The 13,624-nt window shown below is 62.6% G+C and carries 14 protein-coding genes and 1 pseudogene; 12 read left to right on the forward strand and 3 right to left on the reverse strand.

What is annotated here, in order from left to right; all coding sequences use genetic code 11:
• Window positions 1-22 precede the first annotated feature (22 nt).
• The 6 genes from DXY33_RS01365 (at window position 23) to DXY33_RS01390 (ending at window position 6,459) form a co-directional block, all read left to right on the forward strand.
• Window positions 23-757, forward strand: coding sequence for a DUF502 domain-containing protein (locus DXY33_RS01365; RefSeq protein WP_115131428.1), 735 nt, complete (start codon window positions 23-25; stop codon window positions 755-757).
• A 3-nt stretch (window positions 758-760) separates the two neighbouring features.
• On the forward strand, window positions 761-1,396 hold the full coding sequence (gene nusB / locus DXY33_RS01370; RefSeq protein WP_115131429.1) for a transcription antitermination factor NusB: 636 nt from the start codon (window positions 761-763) through the stop codon (window positions 1,394-1,396).
• Window positions 1,396-2,910, forward strand: a complete 1,515-nt coding sequence (gene ftsY, locus DXY33_RS01375) for a signal recognition particle-docking protein FtsY (RefSeq protein ID WP_115131430.1) — start codon at window positions 1,396-1,398, stop codon at window positions 2,908-2,910. Before nusB ends, ftsY begins: the two co-directional genes overlap by 1 nt.
• Before the next feature lie 35 nt (window positions 2,911-2,945).
• Window positions 2,946-4,358 (forward strand): PP2C family protein-serine/threonine phosphatase, encoded by a 1,413-nt coding sequence (locus DXY33_RS01380; protein WP_115131431.1) that lies wholly within the window; start codon window positions 2,946-2,948, stop codon window positions 4,356-4,358.
• 28 nt (window positions 4,359-4,386) lie between these two features.
• Window positions 4,387-5,805: an argininosuccinate lyase gene (gene argH, locus DXY33_RS01385; protein WP_115131647.1), complete on the forward strand. Its 1,419-nt coding sequence runs from the start codon at window positions 4,387-4,389 to the stop codon at window positions 5,803-5,805.
• A 126-nt stretch (window positions 5,806-5,931) separates the two neighbouring features.
• Window positions 5,932-6,459 carry an RNA-binding protein gene (locus DXY33_RS01390; protein WP_115131432.1) on the forward strand — a complete coding sequence of 176 codons (528 nt, stop codon included), beginning with the start codon at window positions 5,932-5,934 and terminating at the stop codon, window positions 6,457-6,459.
• Between the two features lie 13 nt (window positions 6,460-6,472).
• Here the strand turns inward: DXY33_RS01390 and dusA are convergent, their stop codons facing one another.
• Window positions 6,473-7,468: a tRNA dihydrouridine(20/20a) synthase DusA gene (gene dusA / locus DXY33_RS01395; protein ID WP_115131433.1), complete on the reverse strand. Its 996-nt coding sequence runs from the start codon at window positions 7,466-7,468 to the stop codon at window positions 6,473-6,475.
• A gap of 40 nt (window positions 7,469-7,508) precedes the next feature.
• Between dusA and msrB the strand changes: the two genes are divergently transcribed.
• Entirely contained in the window at window positions 7,509-8,012 is a 504-nt protein-coding gene (gene msrB, locus DXY33_RS01400) for a peptide-methionine (R)-S-oxide reductase MsrB (protein WP_115131434.1), read from the forward strand.
• Entirely contained in the window at window positions 7,984-9,252 is a 1,269-nt protein-coding gene (locus DXY33_RS01405) for an NAD(P)/FAD-dependent oxidoreductase (RefSeq protein WP_115131435.1), read from the forward strand. Before msrB ends, DXY33_RS01405 begins: the two co-directional genes overlap by 29 nt.
• On the opposite strand, the pseudogene DXY33_RS01410 reads toward DXY33_RS01405, so the two are convergent.
• Window positions 9,227-9,592, reverse strand: a pseudogene (locus DXY33_RS01410) (type II secretion system F family protein); the annotation flags it as partial. The gene DXY33_RS01405 and the pseudogene DXY33_RS01410 overlap by 26 nt on opposite strands.
• 764 nt (window positions 9,593-10,356) lie before the next feature.
• Here DXY33_RS01410 and grpE point away from each other — a divergent pair.
• The 4 genes from grpE to rsgA are packed head-to-tail and all read left to right on the forward strand — an operon-like array spanning window position 10,357 to window position 13,301.
• Window positions 10,357-11,034, forward strand: coding sequence for a nucleotide exchange factor GrpE (gene grpE / locus DXY33_RS01420; protein ID WP_115131436.1), 678 nt, complete (start codon window positions 10,357-10,359; stop codon window positions 11,032-11,034).
• Window positions 11,034-12,170, forward strand: a complete 1,137-nt coding sequence (gene dnaJ / locus DXY33_RS01425) for a molecular chaperone DnaJ (RefSeq protein ID WP_115131437.1) — start codon at window positions 11,034-11,036, stop codon at window positions 12,168-12,170. The genes grpE and dnaJ overlap by 1 nt, the downstream gene beginning before the upstream one ends.
• Window positions 12,167-12,394, forward strand: coding sequence for a sulfurtransferase TusA family protein (locus DXY33_RS01430; protein ID WP_115131438.1), 228 nt, complete (start codon window positions 12,167-12,169; stop codon window positions 12,392-12,394). The genes dnaJ and DXY33_RS01430 overlap by 4 nt, the downstream gene beginning before the upstream one ends.
• Before the next feature lie 25 nt (window positions 12,395-12,419).
• Window positions 12,420-13,301 carry a ribosome small subunit-dependent GTPase A gene (gene rsgA, locus DXY33_RS01435; protein WP_170950914.1) on the forward strand — a complete coding sequence of 294 codons (882 nt, stop codon included), beginning with the start codon at window positions 12,420-12,422 and terminating at the stop codon, window positions 13,299-13,301.
• On the opposite strand, the gene DXY33_RS01440 is transcribed toward rsgA, so the two are convergent.
• On the reverse strand, window positions 13,276-13,617 hold the full coding sequence (locus tag DXY33_RS01440; RefSeq protein WP_115131440.1) for a YbaB/EbfC family nucleoid-associated protein: 342 nt from the start codon (window positions 13,615-13,617) through the stop codon (window positions 13,276-13,278). The genes rsgA and DXY33_RS01440 overlap by 26 nt on opposite strands.
• Window positions 13,618-13,624: the final 7 nt, after the last annotated feature.

The following is a 13,624-nucleotide window of genomic DNA, read 5'->3' on the forward strand; positions in this document are numbered from 1 at the left end:
CAAAGCTGGGCGCAGTAGCTCCTTGGTCCAGTCCAATCCCAGACCTGATCTGCCGCTGTCCGCAAGGCTTCGGCAGGATCTGAAAAACGACCTGATTGCAGGGTTGCTGGTGGTCATCCCGCTGGCGACAACGATTTGGCTGTCAACGATCGTCAGTCGCTTTGTTCTGGCGTTCCTGACCTCGATACCGAAGCAGTTCAATCCGTTCATCACCCTGAATCCACTGCTTCAGGATCTGATCAATCTGGCTCTCGGTCTCACGGTGCCTCTGATGGGCATCCTTCTGATCGGCCTGATGGCCCGAAACATCGTTGGTCGCTGGCTGTTGGAGTTCGGTGAAGGCACCTTGAGCCGGATTCCCCTGGCTGGATCGGTTTACAAGACGCTGAAGCAGCTGCTTGAGACCTTTTTCCGCGACAACTCCTCCCGCTTCCGTCGTGTTGTTCTCGTTGAGTACCCACGGGAGGGATTGTTCAGCGTTGGTTTTGTCACCGGGGAGGTGGGGCCTTCCCTTCAATCCGATCTGAAGGAGCCCCTGTTGAGTGTTTTCATTCCCACCGCTCCGAATCCCACCACCGGTTGGTACACCCTTGTTCCAGCTGGATCCGTCCGAGAGCTTGAGATCAGCGTTGAAGAAGCTTTCCGAACGATTATTTCGGCCGGCATCGTCAACCCCGATGATCGTGAAGCTCCTGTGAATCGGAGTTTCTCCAGCCTCATAGCCCAGTTACGGGCTTCTGCATCTCCTTCCAGCTGAGTCATGGCCACACGATCCCTTACACGCGAGCTGGCCTTGCTGGTGCTTGGTCAGGTGCCGGAACAGAAGTCAGCCTCAGTCGCTGACCTGGCCCTTGATTCGATCCTGGACCAGGCCCTCGACACCCTCACCCAGCACTGGCGTGAGTCGCTTGATGCCAGTGCTGCAGAGCTCGATCAGGCGCAGCAGTCCCTGCTGGACAGCGAGCTACAGCAGGGCGAACCAGGAACCCATGACACCGTCCGCACCCATCTGCGCGCCTCTTTGAGTTCCGCTGAACAAGTGCTGAATGGTTTGTCCGCCAGTCTTGAGTTGCCTCGGCTGTTGCTGCTTGGCGACCAGGAGCAGATTCGCCGCGGCGCCATGGAGCGGGTTCAGAAGGTGCTCACCCAGCGCGAGGGCATCGACAAACGGTTGGATCACGTGATGGAGGGCTGGAGACTGACCCGGCTTCCGCGGATCGATCGAGACATCCTCCGGTTGGCTGTCGTTGACTTGGAAAGCCTGCGTACTCCCGCTCCGGTGGCGTTCAACGAGGCGGTTGAGCTGGCCAACCGTTACAGCGATGAGCAGGGTCGCCGGATGATCAATGGTGTGTTGCGTCGCTTCCATGACGCTCAATCGAAAGCATCGGCCTGATGGTGTTCAACTGGTTCGAACGACAGGCTGAGGAGTCACCGACGCCGGAGCCGACGCCCACCCCCGTGCCGACGCCGGAACCGATGGCTGGTGGGACTGATGCCCCCGTTTCAGCGGCGCCGGAGCCGACTCCAGCTCCTGCAGCCAGTGAGGAAGAGGATGAGGCTCTGGTTTGGGCCCGTGAGGCCTATGCCCGGCTGAAGGCTCAACAACAGGCCGCGTCCTCTCTCGCCGAAGCGGCCCCCCAGCCCAGTCCAGAACCAGCGCCTACACCTTCACCAACCCCAACTCCAGGACCGGCACCGTTAGCAACGCCGTCTCCATTACCTCTACCCACGCTGTCTCCAGCACCAGCCCCTGGACTGTCGCTGTTGGAGCAGGCCGCGGCTCAACGCCAGCAGCGTCAGCAGGATCTGGATGAACGGGCTCTCGAGGCTCCCCCTGCACCCACGCCGGCTCCCACCCCTGCGCCAGCTGTCGACTCAGAAGAGCCGCAGTTGGGTGACTTTGATCAGGATTTCACCTGGTCTGCCGAAGTGCTTGCAGCCCAGGGCCGTCGCGTCGATCAAGTTTCCCTCGAGGAAATCGATTGGTTGGGTCGGCTTCGCCGCGGTCTTGAAAAGACCCGTCAGGGCTTTGTTACCAGCCTTCTGGAGAATCTCGGTGACGACCCGCTGACGCCGGAGGTTCTCGATGATCTCGAAACCCTCCTGCTGAGGGCGGACGCTGGCGTCCAGGCCACCGATCAGGTGCTGGATGCCTTGCGACAGCGGATGAATGAGGAGGTGGTGGATCCTGCGGAGGGTATTCGCTTCCTCAAGGATCAACTGCGTGGCCTGCTGGATGCCCCGATCCAGGCCAGTGGTGTTCCTCTTCTGGCGCCCGAACGGGATCGCCTCAACATATGGTTGATGGTGGGGGTGAATGGGGTTGGTAAGACCACCACCCTTGGAAAACTTGCCAACCTTGCTGTTCGCAGCGGCTATTCAGCTCTGATCGCGGCCGCCGACACCTTCCGGGCTGCAGCTGTCCAGCAGGTTGAGGTCTGGGGAGAGCGCAGTGATGTTCCAGTGGTGTCCAACCCCAGCAGTAATGCTGACCCCGCTGCCGTTGTCTTCGACGCGATTGGTGCCGCTCGCTCGCGCAAGTCTGATCTGCTGTTGGTGGACACCGCCGGACGCTTGCAGACCAAGCACAACCTGATGGAGGAACTCCAAAAAGTCAGAAAGATCATCGACCGTTTGGCGCCGGAGGCGAAGGTTGAATCCCTGCTGGTTCTTGATGCCAGTCAGGGTCAGAACGGGCTTCGCCAGGCCATGGCCTTTGCCCAGGCGGCCGGTCTTACCGGCGTTGTGATCACCAAACTCGATGGCACGGCCCGTGGCGGCGTCGCGCTGGCGGTGTCGTCTGAGGCTGGATTGCCGATTCGTTTTATCGGTGCTGGGGAAGGGATTCGCGATTTGCGCCCCTTCAACAGTTTTGAATTCGTTGAGGCTCTGCTGGCTGGACGCTGAAGCGTTGCTACCTTGCGGACCCTGGGGGTGCGAGGTTGAGCAGCAAGCCGCCCGGACGTCATCCCAGCTCTGCGCAGCGGACCGGGAACCCCTCGCCAGAGGCGATGGCCTCGTTGCGTCAGCTGTTTGACAGCCTCAGCAGCGAACAGCGCCGCAATCAGGATCTGTTGGTCTCCCTGGGGTTTGCCCTCCGCAGCTTCACCAACCTCCAGCGCTTTCTTGAGCTTGTGCCTGTGGTGGCATCGCGTCTGGTGGGTGTAGAGGGGTCCTTGCTTGTTCCGTTTCAGTCGGATGGTCGCCTCTGGCGTGATCAGCTGCAGGGGAGTCCAGCAGAGCCGTCCCAGGATCTGCTGCGGCGTTTGGCAGCCTTTGAACCCGGCTCTGCCGTGGGCTTCGGCAGCGACGATCAGCAGCAGCTGGCGCTCGACCGGCTGGTGCAACGCTGCCTTCCCAAAGCGGCTTTGTTTGCCACGTCTCTGACGGCTCGTGGTCTGACGCGGGGCCGCCTTTACGTGTACGCCCGCAACGGCTCGATGGTCTGGACCGAGGTGCACCGTCGGCACGTTCAGTTGGTGGCGGATCTTGCTGGCGTTGCGATCGAAAACGATCAGATGCTGCAGGACGCCCGCCGCCATGAGCGGGTGGATCGACAACTCAGCATCGGTGCAGAGATTCAGGCCCAGTTGTTGCCGGACCGTTGCCCCGTGATCGAGGGTGTTGATCTGGCCGCGCGCTGTCGGCCTGCATTTCAGGTGGGCGGTGACTACTACGACTTCATCCCCACCCGTCCGGAACTCATCGGTCGACGCCGTGAGCGGGGTCGCTGGGCCCTGGTGATGGGTGATGTCATGGGCAAGGGCGTGCCTGCTGGTCTGTTGATGACGATGTTGCGCGGGATGCTGCGCGCGGAGGTTCTCAGCGGTCTGCCACCGGATCGGATTCTTCACGACCTCAACCAGCTGGCGCAGGAAGACCTTGCGCAGTCGCACCGGTTTGTGACGCTGTTTTATTCCGACCTGGATCCGCGCACGCTGCGGCTGCGTTATGCCAATGCGGCCCACAACCCGCCCCTGCTTTGGCGTGCCGAGCGACGGTTGATCATGCGGCTCGATGCGGCTGGGCTGCTGATCGGTCTCCAACCCGAAGCTGAGTTCGCCCTTGGCGAGATTCGCCTTGAACCGGGAGACGTGTTGCTCTACTACACCGATGGCGTCACCGAAGCACCGGGGATCACGGGCGATCGTTTCGACGAAGCGCGGCTGATTCATGCCCTTGAAACGGCCTGTCGCAGTGGTCAGGGAGCGCAGGGAATTCTTGAAAGCCTGTTTGAACGCTTGGACCGTTTTGTTGGTCCGGATCGTCAGCTGGAGGACGACGCGTCGCTTGTGGTGCTGAAAGTTCCGGAGGCGGTCACGTTGCCGAGTGTGCAGGGACGGTCAATCGCCTGACAAGCTGAGGAAATCGACGGATGAATTGATGGCTGGTGGGGTGACCGGTGGTGCAGCAGGCACCTGGAGCGATCGTTTTGAGCAGGGTCTGCATCCCTTCATCGAGGCGTTCAACGCCTCTATCGGTTTTGACCTGACCCTTCTTCAGGAGGATCTTGATGGGTCGATCGCCCATGCCCGGATGCTCGCCAGCGTGGGAGTGATCACGGAAGCGGAGGCTGAGCAGCTGGTGGAGGGTCTGGAGACCGTTCGTGCTGAGGCGGCATCCGGCAGTTTCCAGCCCGGCCTGGCAGATGAGGACGTTCATTTCGCCGTGGAACGCCGGCTGATTGCCTTGCTCGGTCCCGTGGGCAAGAAGTTGCACACCGGACGCAGCCGCAACGATCAGGTTGGGACTGACCTCCGCCTCTGGCTGCGGCGACGGCTGGATGGCCTGGATCAGGATCTGCAGCGGTTGCAGGGGGCGTTGTTGACCCAGGCGGATCGCCATCGCCGCACCATGATTCCTGGGTACACCCACCTGCAGCGGGCCCAGCCGCTCTGTCTCGCCCATCACCTGCTCGCCTATGTCGAGATGCTGGAGCGCGACCGTGAGCGACTTCAGGATGTGCGGAAACGCGTGAACATCTGCCCGCTTGGCGCTGCCGCCCTGGCGGGCACGCCGGTCCCGATTGATCGCCAGCGCACCGCGAAGGAGCTCGGTTTTTCAGCGGTTTATGCCAACAGCCTCGATGCGGTCAGTGACCGCGATTTCTGCGTTGAGTTCTCCGCTGCCGCCTCCTTGGTGATGGTGCACCTCAGCCGTCTGGCGGAAGAGGTGATCGCCTGGGCATCCGAGGAATTCGGCTTCGTGCGGCTCAGCGACCGCTGTGCCACGGGCAGCAGCCTGATGCCCCAGAAGAAGAATCCCGATGTGCCTGAGTTGGTTCGGGGCAAGACCGGACGGGTCTTCGGACATCTCCAGGGATTGCTGACCATGATCAAGGGTCTTCCTCTGGCTTACAACAAGGATTTTCAGGAAGACAAGGAGGCGCTGTTTGATGCCTTCCGCACAACCCGTGATTGTGTTGAGGCGATGGCGATTTTGTTTGAGGAAGGCCTTGATTTCAGGGTCGAGCGCCTCAATGAAGCGGTGGAGCAGGATTTCTCCAACGCAACGGATGTTGCTGACTATCTGGTGTCTCGCGGTGTTCCATTTCGCGAGGCTTATCAATTGGTCGGTGCTGTCGTCCGGCGCTGTCTCGAGCAGGGATGTCTGTTGCGGGACCTTGATCTGAGTGCCTGGAAGAAACTCCACCCTGCCTTTGAGGCAGATCTGCACGACGCCTTGGCTCCCCGTGCTGTTGTGGCCGCCCGTCGCAGTGAAGGGGGGACAGGATTTGAGCGTGTTGATGAACAGCTTCAGCGCTGGTTACAGCGTTTCAACGGAACTCAGCCGGTGGGATGACTCTCACCCATAACCGGGTCTACGCTTGATCAGCCAGAGGTATGTCACTTCGTTCCGGAGTCATGGCCCGATGGCAATGTTCAAGGCCTTATCGGTCCACTGTTTCGTACCCGGTCCACGCAAAACGTGAGCATTTTTGTCGGCAACCTTCCCTTCCGCGCTGAGCAGGAAGATGTGATCGAACTGTTTGCCCAGTTCGGTGAAGTGACCAACTGCGCGCTGCCCCTCGAGCGGGATACAGGCCGCAAGCGTGGTTTTGCCTTCATTGAGATGGCCGATGAGTCCACCGAAGAGGCAGCGATTGAGGGGCTGCAGGGTGCCGAACTGATGGGCCGTCCTCTGCGGATCAACAAAGCGGAGCCCCGCGGCAGCGCCCCCCGTCGTGGCGGCGGCTATGGCGGTGGCGGCGGCGGTGGCTACGGCGGCGGTGGTGGCGGTTATCGCGGTGGTGGTGGTGGCTACGGCGGCGGTGGCTACGGCGGTGGCGGTGGCGATCGTCCCTCCGGTGCACGGGGCTGGGAAGACCGCAGCTATGGCGCCCGCGATAACGCTGGTGAGGGTAATGCTTACGACGAAGGTCGCAGCCGTCGTCGCCGTGGATCGTCCAGTGGCGGTGGCGATGACTATTCCGGTTACGGCGGAGCTGAGGGCTGACCTCAGCCGTTGATCAGAGCCCTGCGTTCTTGAGCTGCTGCCCGGCATTGAGCAGCACATCCAGATCTGCCCCGGGGCGCTGGGCTTTCTCTCCCAGCTCCCGGCGCCAGTGCCGCGCTCCTCGGACGCCTTCCACCAGTTGCACCAGGTGACGGCAGAGGTCCCAGATTCGGCCTCCTCGCTCCAGATGGGCGGCCGCATGGGGAAGCAGTCCGTTCACAACGTCTGACGCCAGGATCTGGCGTGATTCCTCCCCGAAAATGAGGGCATCGACGCTGGTCCAGCGCAGTGGATGGCTGTAAGCCGCTCGGCCCACCATGGCGCCATCGCACCCTTCCAGTGCCTGAAGGCAGTCTTCAGGGGATTCCAGCCCCCCGTTGAGTTCAATCACCAGGTCGGGGCGGCGTTGCTTCAGCGCCACCACGCGCTCATGCTGTAGCGGAGGAATCGTCCGGTTCTGCTTGGGATCGAGGCCCTCCAGCCAGGCCTTACGGGCATGAACAGCGAAGCGGCTGGCCCCCGCCAGCGCCACCCGATCCACGAAGTTCGTCAGCAGCGCATCGCTGTCGAGATCGTCAATGCCGATCCGATGCTTCACGGTCACGGGGAGTCCCCCTGCGTCCACCATGGCTTCCACGCAGCGGGCGACCAGATCCGGTTCCGCCATCAGGCAGGCTCCGAAATTTCCGGCCTGCACCTTCTGGCTGGGGCAACCCACATTGAGGTTGATCTCGTCGTAGCCCCAGTCCTGCGCCAGTCGTGCCGCTTCGGCCAGCAGGGCTGGGTCGTCCCCCCCCACCTGCAGGGCGATGGGATGCTCCACAGGATCGAAGTCCAGCAGCTTGTTGCGTCGCTTGCTGTGGTGCAGCGCCTGGGCCACCACCATTTCGCTGTAGAGCAGGGCCCTGCGGCTGATCTGCCGCATCAGCACCCGGAAGTGGCGGTCGGTGCAATCCAGCATCGGGGCCACACTGAAGCGGTAGGCAGCGGTGGATCCGGAGGCAGTCATCAATCCATTAGAACCGCCCGAGATTCCCGCTTCAGCACCGATGAGCTTGAGTGTCGCCGTTCTGTCCCGTCGATCGTTGCTGTTGGCGGCAATGGCAGGGGTCTTTGGCAGTCTATGGAGACCTCAGCCTGTGCTGGCCGCATCCAAAGCTGGCGATCCCTCGTGGGATCTCAAGGCTGACCAGTGGCGTGAGCGGTTGTCTCCCCAGGCCTATGACGTGTTGCGCAATGAGGGAACGGAGCGCCCCTTCACCAGTCCGCTCAATGGGGAGAAGCGTTCCGGCACGTATCACTGCGCTGGTTGTGATGCAGCCTTGTTTTCGTCGGAGGCCAAATTCGACAGCGGCACCGGCTGGCCCAGCTTCTGGCAGCCCCTGGATGGAGCCATCGCCACGAAAGTAGATTTCAAACTGATACTGCCGCGCACGGAATACCACTGCAGCCGTTGTGGTGGGCATCAGGGCCACGTGTTCAATGACGGACCGCGACCCACCGGCAAGCGCTATTGCAACAACGGTGTCGCCCTCCGCTTCCAGCCCGCTTGATCTGATCGTTGTTGGCGGTGGTCCTGCCGGCTATATGGCGGCGATCACTGCAGCCGAGCGGGGGGTTCGGCGGGTGCTGGTGCTGGAAGGCACCCCTGAGCCTCTCCAGAAGGTGCGCATCAGCGGCGGCGGTCGCTGCAATGTGACCCATGCCTGCTGGGACCCCCGTGAATTGGCAACCCATTACCCCCGTGGCAGTCGACCTCTGCGGGGTCCCTTCAGTCGCTTCGCCTGCGGCGATGCGATCGCCTGGTTTGACGAGCATGGGCTCACGCTGGTGGAGGAACCCGATGGACGGATGTTCCCGCAGCAGAACCGTTCCGAGGCTGTGATTCAGTGCCTGCAGAAAGCGGCAAGGGCGTCGGGTGTTCAGCTGCGCACGAAGGCCATGGTTCAGCAGGTGCGCGTTCACCCTGAGGGGGGGTTTGTGCTCGAGGGCCGCGGCCTCGAGCCTTTGCATGGGGGCTGCTTGATGCTGGCCACGGGTGGGCATCCCAGTGGCCGAAACCTGGCGGCAGCCCTCGGCCACCAGGTGGTGCCGCCGGTGCCATCGCTGTTCAGCCTTGCCCTGCAGGCACCGGCCCTTTCGGCCTGCAGTGGCATTGCCATCGACGATGTGGGTCTTGATCTCAAGCTGGGCGATCAGCGCTTCCGCCAGACCGGGCGGGTCCTGATCACCCACCGTGGTCTGAGTGGACCCGCCACGTTGCGCCTCTCAGCCTTTGCCGCCAGGGCCCTGCATCAGAACCGCTACAGGGGTGAGCTGAAGTTGGATTGGAGCGCAGGGTTGGGACGGTCGGGGCTGACCGAGCGGTTTCAGCAATGGCGACAGGAGCATGCCCGGCGAACCCTTGCAGCCGCGAAGCCCTTCGAACATTTGCCGCGGCGGTTGTGGCAAGCCTTTTTGACCATGGCTGGGGTGGAGCCAGAGCGCCGTTGGGCGGATCTGCCAATCAAGGCGGAGCGTCGATTCGTGGAGCTGCTCTGTGCGCAGCGTGTGCCGATCCAGGGACGTGGACCCTTTGGGGAGGAGTTCGTCACCGCCGGCGGTGTCGCCTTGGGGGAGGTCAACCTGGCCACGATGGAGAGCCGGCGCTGTCCCGGTCTTTACCTGGCGGGTGAACTGCTGGATGTGGATGGGGTGACCGGCGGTTTCAACTTTCAGGCTTGCTGGAGCGGTGGTTGGTTGGCGGGCCAGGCCATTGCTGCAGTGCTCACTGGATCTGATCAAACACGGTGAACATCGGCAGGTACATCGCCAGCAGGATGGATCCCACGATTCCGCCCACCGCCACAATCATCGCGGGCTCCAGCATCGAGGTGAGCGCCTTGACCATGGCGCCGACTTCGTCTTCGTAGAAGTCCGCCACCTTGCTGAGCATTTTGTCCATCTCGCCGGTTTCCTCGCCGATGGCCAGCATGTTCAGGGCCATGTCGGGCAGCACCTTTTGACGGATCAGCGCATTGCTCAGGAGCACCCCCTCCTGAACCATGCCCCGCGAGGCAAGGATGGCATCGGAAATGATCGCGTTGCCGGCGGTTTCGCTCGAGATCTCCATCGACATCAGGATCGGCACACCGTCCTGGCGGAAACGCAGACGCAACCCCTTCTGCTGTGGCTCCACGTGGATGTCACTGGCTCCCACTGACATCGCCTGCAGCAGGATTCGGTCCACTAGCGTCACCACGGGTGAGGCTTCTGCATCGTTGAGGCTGGCCTCAAGGTCAAGGGCATCCCTGGCCAGTTGGGCGTCGCTGTCTTCCTCGCTCTCCAACACCTCATCGGGGCTGAAGTCGTGAAGAAACGACTCAGCATTCAGATCGAGAGTGATTGCTGTCTCTGCTGGAGCAGGGTTGCTCGACTCTTCTTTGGCTTGTTCTGCGGTTGGCGGGTTTGGTTCCGTCGTTGGTTGCTCTGTTTTTGTGGCCAAGGCCCGCTGCAGATCCGCCTCGATGGCGGGGTGCAGGCGGATCGTGCGGTGTTGGTCCGGCAGCTGATCGATCAGGTATTGCCATTCCTGGTCTCGCCACTGGCTGGGGATCGCGATGTCCAGGTGGTCTGCACCGATGGCGATCGGCATGGCCTGCAGTGCCTGCCATTGATCCGGGCTGACGTCCGGGAGGGCGTCGCTGAGCAGATGCGGCTTGCCAGCAGTTGCTCTGGGCCCGGAACCGGTTGCTGCAACAGCAATTCAAGGGCGAAACGCTGCCGTGCCGTGTCGCCGGCATCGGGGGTGGGCAGCGTCAGAGTCATAGATGGCGAACGAGGTGCGGGCTTCCGCAGCTTGTGGGAGGTCAGCGTTGCCCTTCAACATGTCTAGACAGCAATCCCTGAGCGGTCAGCATGAGCGGCGAAGCCTCCACCCCAGAGCAGGACCAGACCGTTGAGTCCGGTGCTGTTCCAGCCACGCCGGAGTCCGCTTCTGATGCGCCCGAGGTGACGTCTGAACAGGCTCCTGCAGCGGTGGATCCGGCGGATCGGATGCAGCAGCTCGAGCAGGAGTTGAGCGCGTTGAAGCAGGAGCACGAGACGCTCAACAGCCAATACATGCGCATTGCGGCGGATTTCGACAACTTCCGCAAGCGCCAGAGCCGCGACCAGGACGACATGCGTCAGCAGCTGGTCTGCTCGACCCTCACGGAGATCCTGCCCGTCGTCGACAACTTCGAGCGGGCCCGTCAGCAGCTGAATCCTGAAGGTGAGGAGGCCCAGGCGCTGCACCGCAGTTACCAGGGTCTTTATAAGCAATTGGTGGAGGTGCTCAAGCAGCAGGGGGTGGCCCGCATGGAAGTGGTTGGCCAGGAGTTCGATCCCAACCTGCATGAGGCCGTGCTCCGGGAGGAAAGCAGCGAGTTCGCTGAGGATGTGGTCTGCGAGGAGCTCCAGCGCGGCTACCACCGCGACGGGCGTGTGCTGCGCCACGCCATGGTGAAGGTGTCGATGGGTCCAGGACCATCCGATCCGGCGTCAGCGCCCGCTGAGACCGCAGCGGCACCGGATCAGACGGCGGAGGAGGCCTGATGGCCGACTTCTACGACCTGCTCGGTGTCAGCCGGGATGTCGATCCCGACAGCCTCAAGCGGGCTTATCGGCGCATGGCGCGTCAGTACCACCCCGACATCAACAAGGATCCGGGAGCTGAAGACCGTTTCAAGGAAATCGGCCGCGCCTACGAGGTGCTCAGTGATCCCCAGACCAGGGCCCGTTATGACCAGTTCGGCGAAGCCGGACTTGGTGGTGCGGCCGGTGCCCCCGACATGGGGGACATGGGCGGATTCGCGGATCTGTTCGAGACGTTTTTCCAGGGCTTTGGTGGACCCGGGGGTGCTGGAGCTGCTCGGCCGCGGCGTCAGGGCCCTCAGCAGGGGGATGACCTTCGTTACGACCTGACGATTGATTTCGAGCAGGCGGTGTTCGGTCAGGAGCAGGAGATCAAGATCCCGCATCTGGAGACCTGCGACACCTGCGGCGGCAGCGGTGCCAAAGCGGGCAGTGGACCCACCACCTGCGGCACCTGTGGCGGCGCCGGGCAGGTGCGCCGTGCCACCCGAACTCCCTTCGGCAGTTTCACTCAGGTCGCCGAGTGCCCCAACTGTGGAGGCACGGGCCAGGTGATTTCGGATCCCTGCGGGTCCTGTGGTGGCCAGGGTGTCAAACAGGTGCGCAAGAAGCTGCGGATCAACATCCCTGCCGGGGTGGACACCGGAACACGGCTGCGTGTGACCGGCGAAGGCAACGCCGGACCCCGGGGAGGCCCGTCCGGTGACCTTTACGTGTTCCTCACCGTTCGCAATCACCCGCGCTTGCAGCGGGATGGACTGAACATCTTCTCGGAGGTCAAGGTCAGCTACCTCCAGGCGATTCTTGGCGACACCATTGAGGTGGAAACCGTTGATGGCAGCAAGGAGCTGGAGATCCCCGCCGGCACCCAGCCCGGCACGGTGCTCACCCTGCCGAACCTGGGCATTCCCAAGCTCGGGAATCCGGTGGCACGGGGCGATCAGCGCGTGACGGTCACCGTGGATCTGCCCAAGCGGATCAGTGATGTGGAGCGGGAGCTCCTCGAGCAGTTGGCGGGTCACCATTCCGCCCGCGGCAAGCAACACCACCACCACAACAGTGGTCTGTTCGCTCGCTTGTTCGGTCAGAAGGGATGAGCAGGCGTTCCCTGGATCTGCGGGGAACGCCCTGTCCGGTGAATTTCATTCGCTGCAAGCTCACCCTCGAGCAGATGAACAGCGGTGACTGTCTGGAGGTCTGTCTCGATCGGGGGGAGCCTGAGGCCATGGTTCTTCCAGGCCTGAGGGATGCAGGCCATCGTGTGGAGTGCATTGATCAAACGCCGGATGCCATCACCATCGAGGTGATCTGCGGTGGCTGACACCGGCCGTTCGGTGGCATCAGGGATGGTGGTGGCGCTCCAGGCCAACTACCTGGAGGTTGAGTTGGATGTCGCACCCGATGGATGCCCAGGGCGGCTGCTCTGCACCCGTCGCACCCGGCTTAGCCATCGGGGTGAAGCCGTTTATGTGGGCGATCGGGTTCGCGTCGAGGCAATTGATCCAGGCCAGGGGCGTGCCGTGGTGGCCGAGGTCGAGCCACGCCACAGTTTTCTCACACGCCCACCGGTGGCGAACGTTTCCTTGGTGGCTGTGGTGTTGGCAGTGGAACAGCCCAGCTTTGATCCTGATCAGGCCAGTCGCTTTCTGTTGACGGCGGAACGGACCGGGCTGGAGGTGATCCTTCTGCTTACCAAGACAGACCTTCTTTCAGCTGCAGCGCTCGATCGGCTGGTGACCCGGTTGCAGGGGTGGGGCTATGACCCGCTGGTGCTGTCCAGTGCAGCCGGAACCGGCATTGATGCTTTACGGCAGCGTCTGGCTGGTGCGCAGCTGTCGGTGCTGTGTGGGCCTTCTGGGGTGGGCAAGAGCAGCCTGCTGAACCAGTTGCGCCCTGACCTTCAACTGCGCACGGCTGCGGTGTCCGGTCGACTGCAGCGCGGGCGCCACACCACCCGCCACGTCGAGCTGTTTCCCCTGGGGCCGAGCGCGAGGGTGGCTGATACCCCCGGGTTCAACCGCCCTGATCTGCCGGATAACCCCCAGGAACTGGGGGTCCTCTTTCCGGAGCTGCGTCAGCAACTTGATCCCTGGCCCTGTCGCTTCCGCGACTGCCTGCATCGCGGTGAGCCCGACTGCGGTGTGTCCACGGACTGGGAACGCTATGCCCTGTACAAGGCCGCGTTGATCGAGCAGAGCAGCCTCAGCCGCCCATCCCGGGGAGGTTGAGATTCAGGCCACCGGTGAGTTCTTCCATCCGGCCCTTCATCGTGGCGGTGGATTGCTCATAGGCCGCCTGCAGGGCTTCAAGGGTGGCCGTTTCGCTGGCCTGTTGGCCCTCCTGAAGCAGGGTTGGGTCCAGTCGTACCCGCAGCGGTTGCTGGTTGCCCGACAGCCAAACGCTGGCGCGGCCATCGCTGCTCTTGCCTTCGATCTCCATCCCGTCCAGTTCGTCCTGCAGGGCCTGAGCGTTCTGCTGAATCTCCTGAGCCTTCTTGAAGGCTTCGGTGAGCTGGCCGAAATTAGGGAGTCCGAACCCTGCCATGGCGATC

Origin of the sequence: Synechococcus sp. N26 (genome assembly GCF_900473975.1) — a bacterium.
Classification (GTDB): Bacteria; Cyanobacteriota; Cyanobacteriia; order PCC-6307; family Cyanobiaceae; genus Parasynechococcus.

What these genes read in the sequence shown, in the direction of transcription:
- nusB (WP_115131429.1), top strand. Translation starts at nt 761, where the DNA reads ATGGCCACACGATCCCTTACACGCGAGCTGGCCTTGCTGGTGCTTGGT.
- ftsY (WP_115131430.1), top strand. Translation starts at nt 1,396, where the DNA reads ATGGTGTTCAACTGGTTCGAACGACAGGCTGAGGAGTCACCGACGCCG.
- argH (WP_115131647.1), top strand. Translation starts at nt 4,387, where the DNA reads ATGGCTGGTGGGGTGACCGGTGGTGCAGCAGGCACCTGGAGCGATCGT.
- dusA (WP_115131433.1), bottom strand. Translation starts at nt 7,468, where the DNA reads ATGACTGCCTCCGGATCCACCGCTGCCTACCGCTTCAGTGTGGCCCCG.
- msrB (WP_115131434.1), top strand. Translation starts at nt 7,509, where the DNA reads ATGAGCTTGAGTGTCGCCGTTCTGTCCCGTCGATCGTTGCTGTTGGCG.
- grpE (WP_115131436.1), top strand. Translation starts at nt 10,357, where the DNA reads ATGAGCGGCGAAGCCTCCACCCCAGAGCAGGACCAGACCGTTGAGTCC.
- dnaJ (WP_115131437.1), top strand. Translation starts at nt 11,034, where the DNA reads ATGGCCGACTTCTACGACCTGCTCGGTGTCAGCCGGGATGTCGATCCC.
- DXY33_RS01430 (WP_115131438.1), top strand. Translation starts at nt 12,167, where the DNA reads ATGAGCAGGCGTTCCCTGGATCTGCGGGGAACGCCCTGTCCGGTGAAT.
- rsgA (WP_170950914.1), top strand. Translation starts at nt 12,420, where the DNA reads ATGGTGGTGGCGCTCCAGGCCAACTACCTGGAGGTTGAGTTGGATGTC.
- DXY33_RS01440 (WP_115131440.1), bottom strand. Translation starts at nt 13,617, where the DNA reads ATGGCAGGGTTCGGACTCCCTAATTTCGGCCAGCTCACCGAAGCCTTC.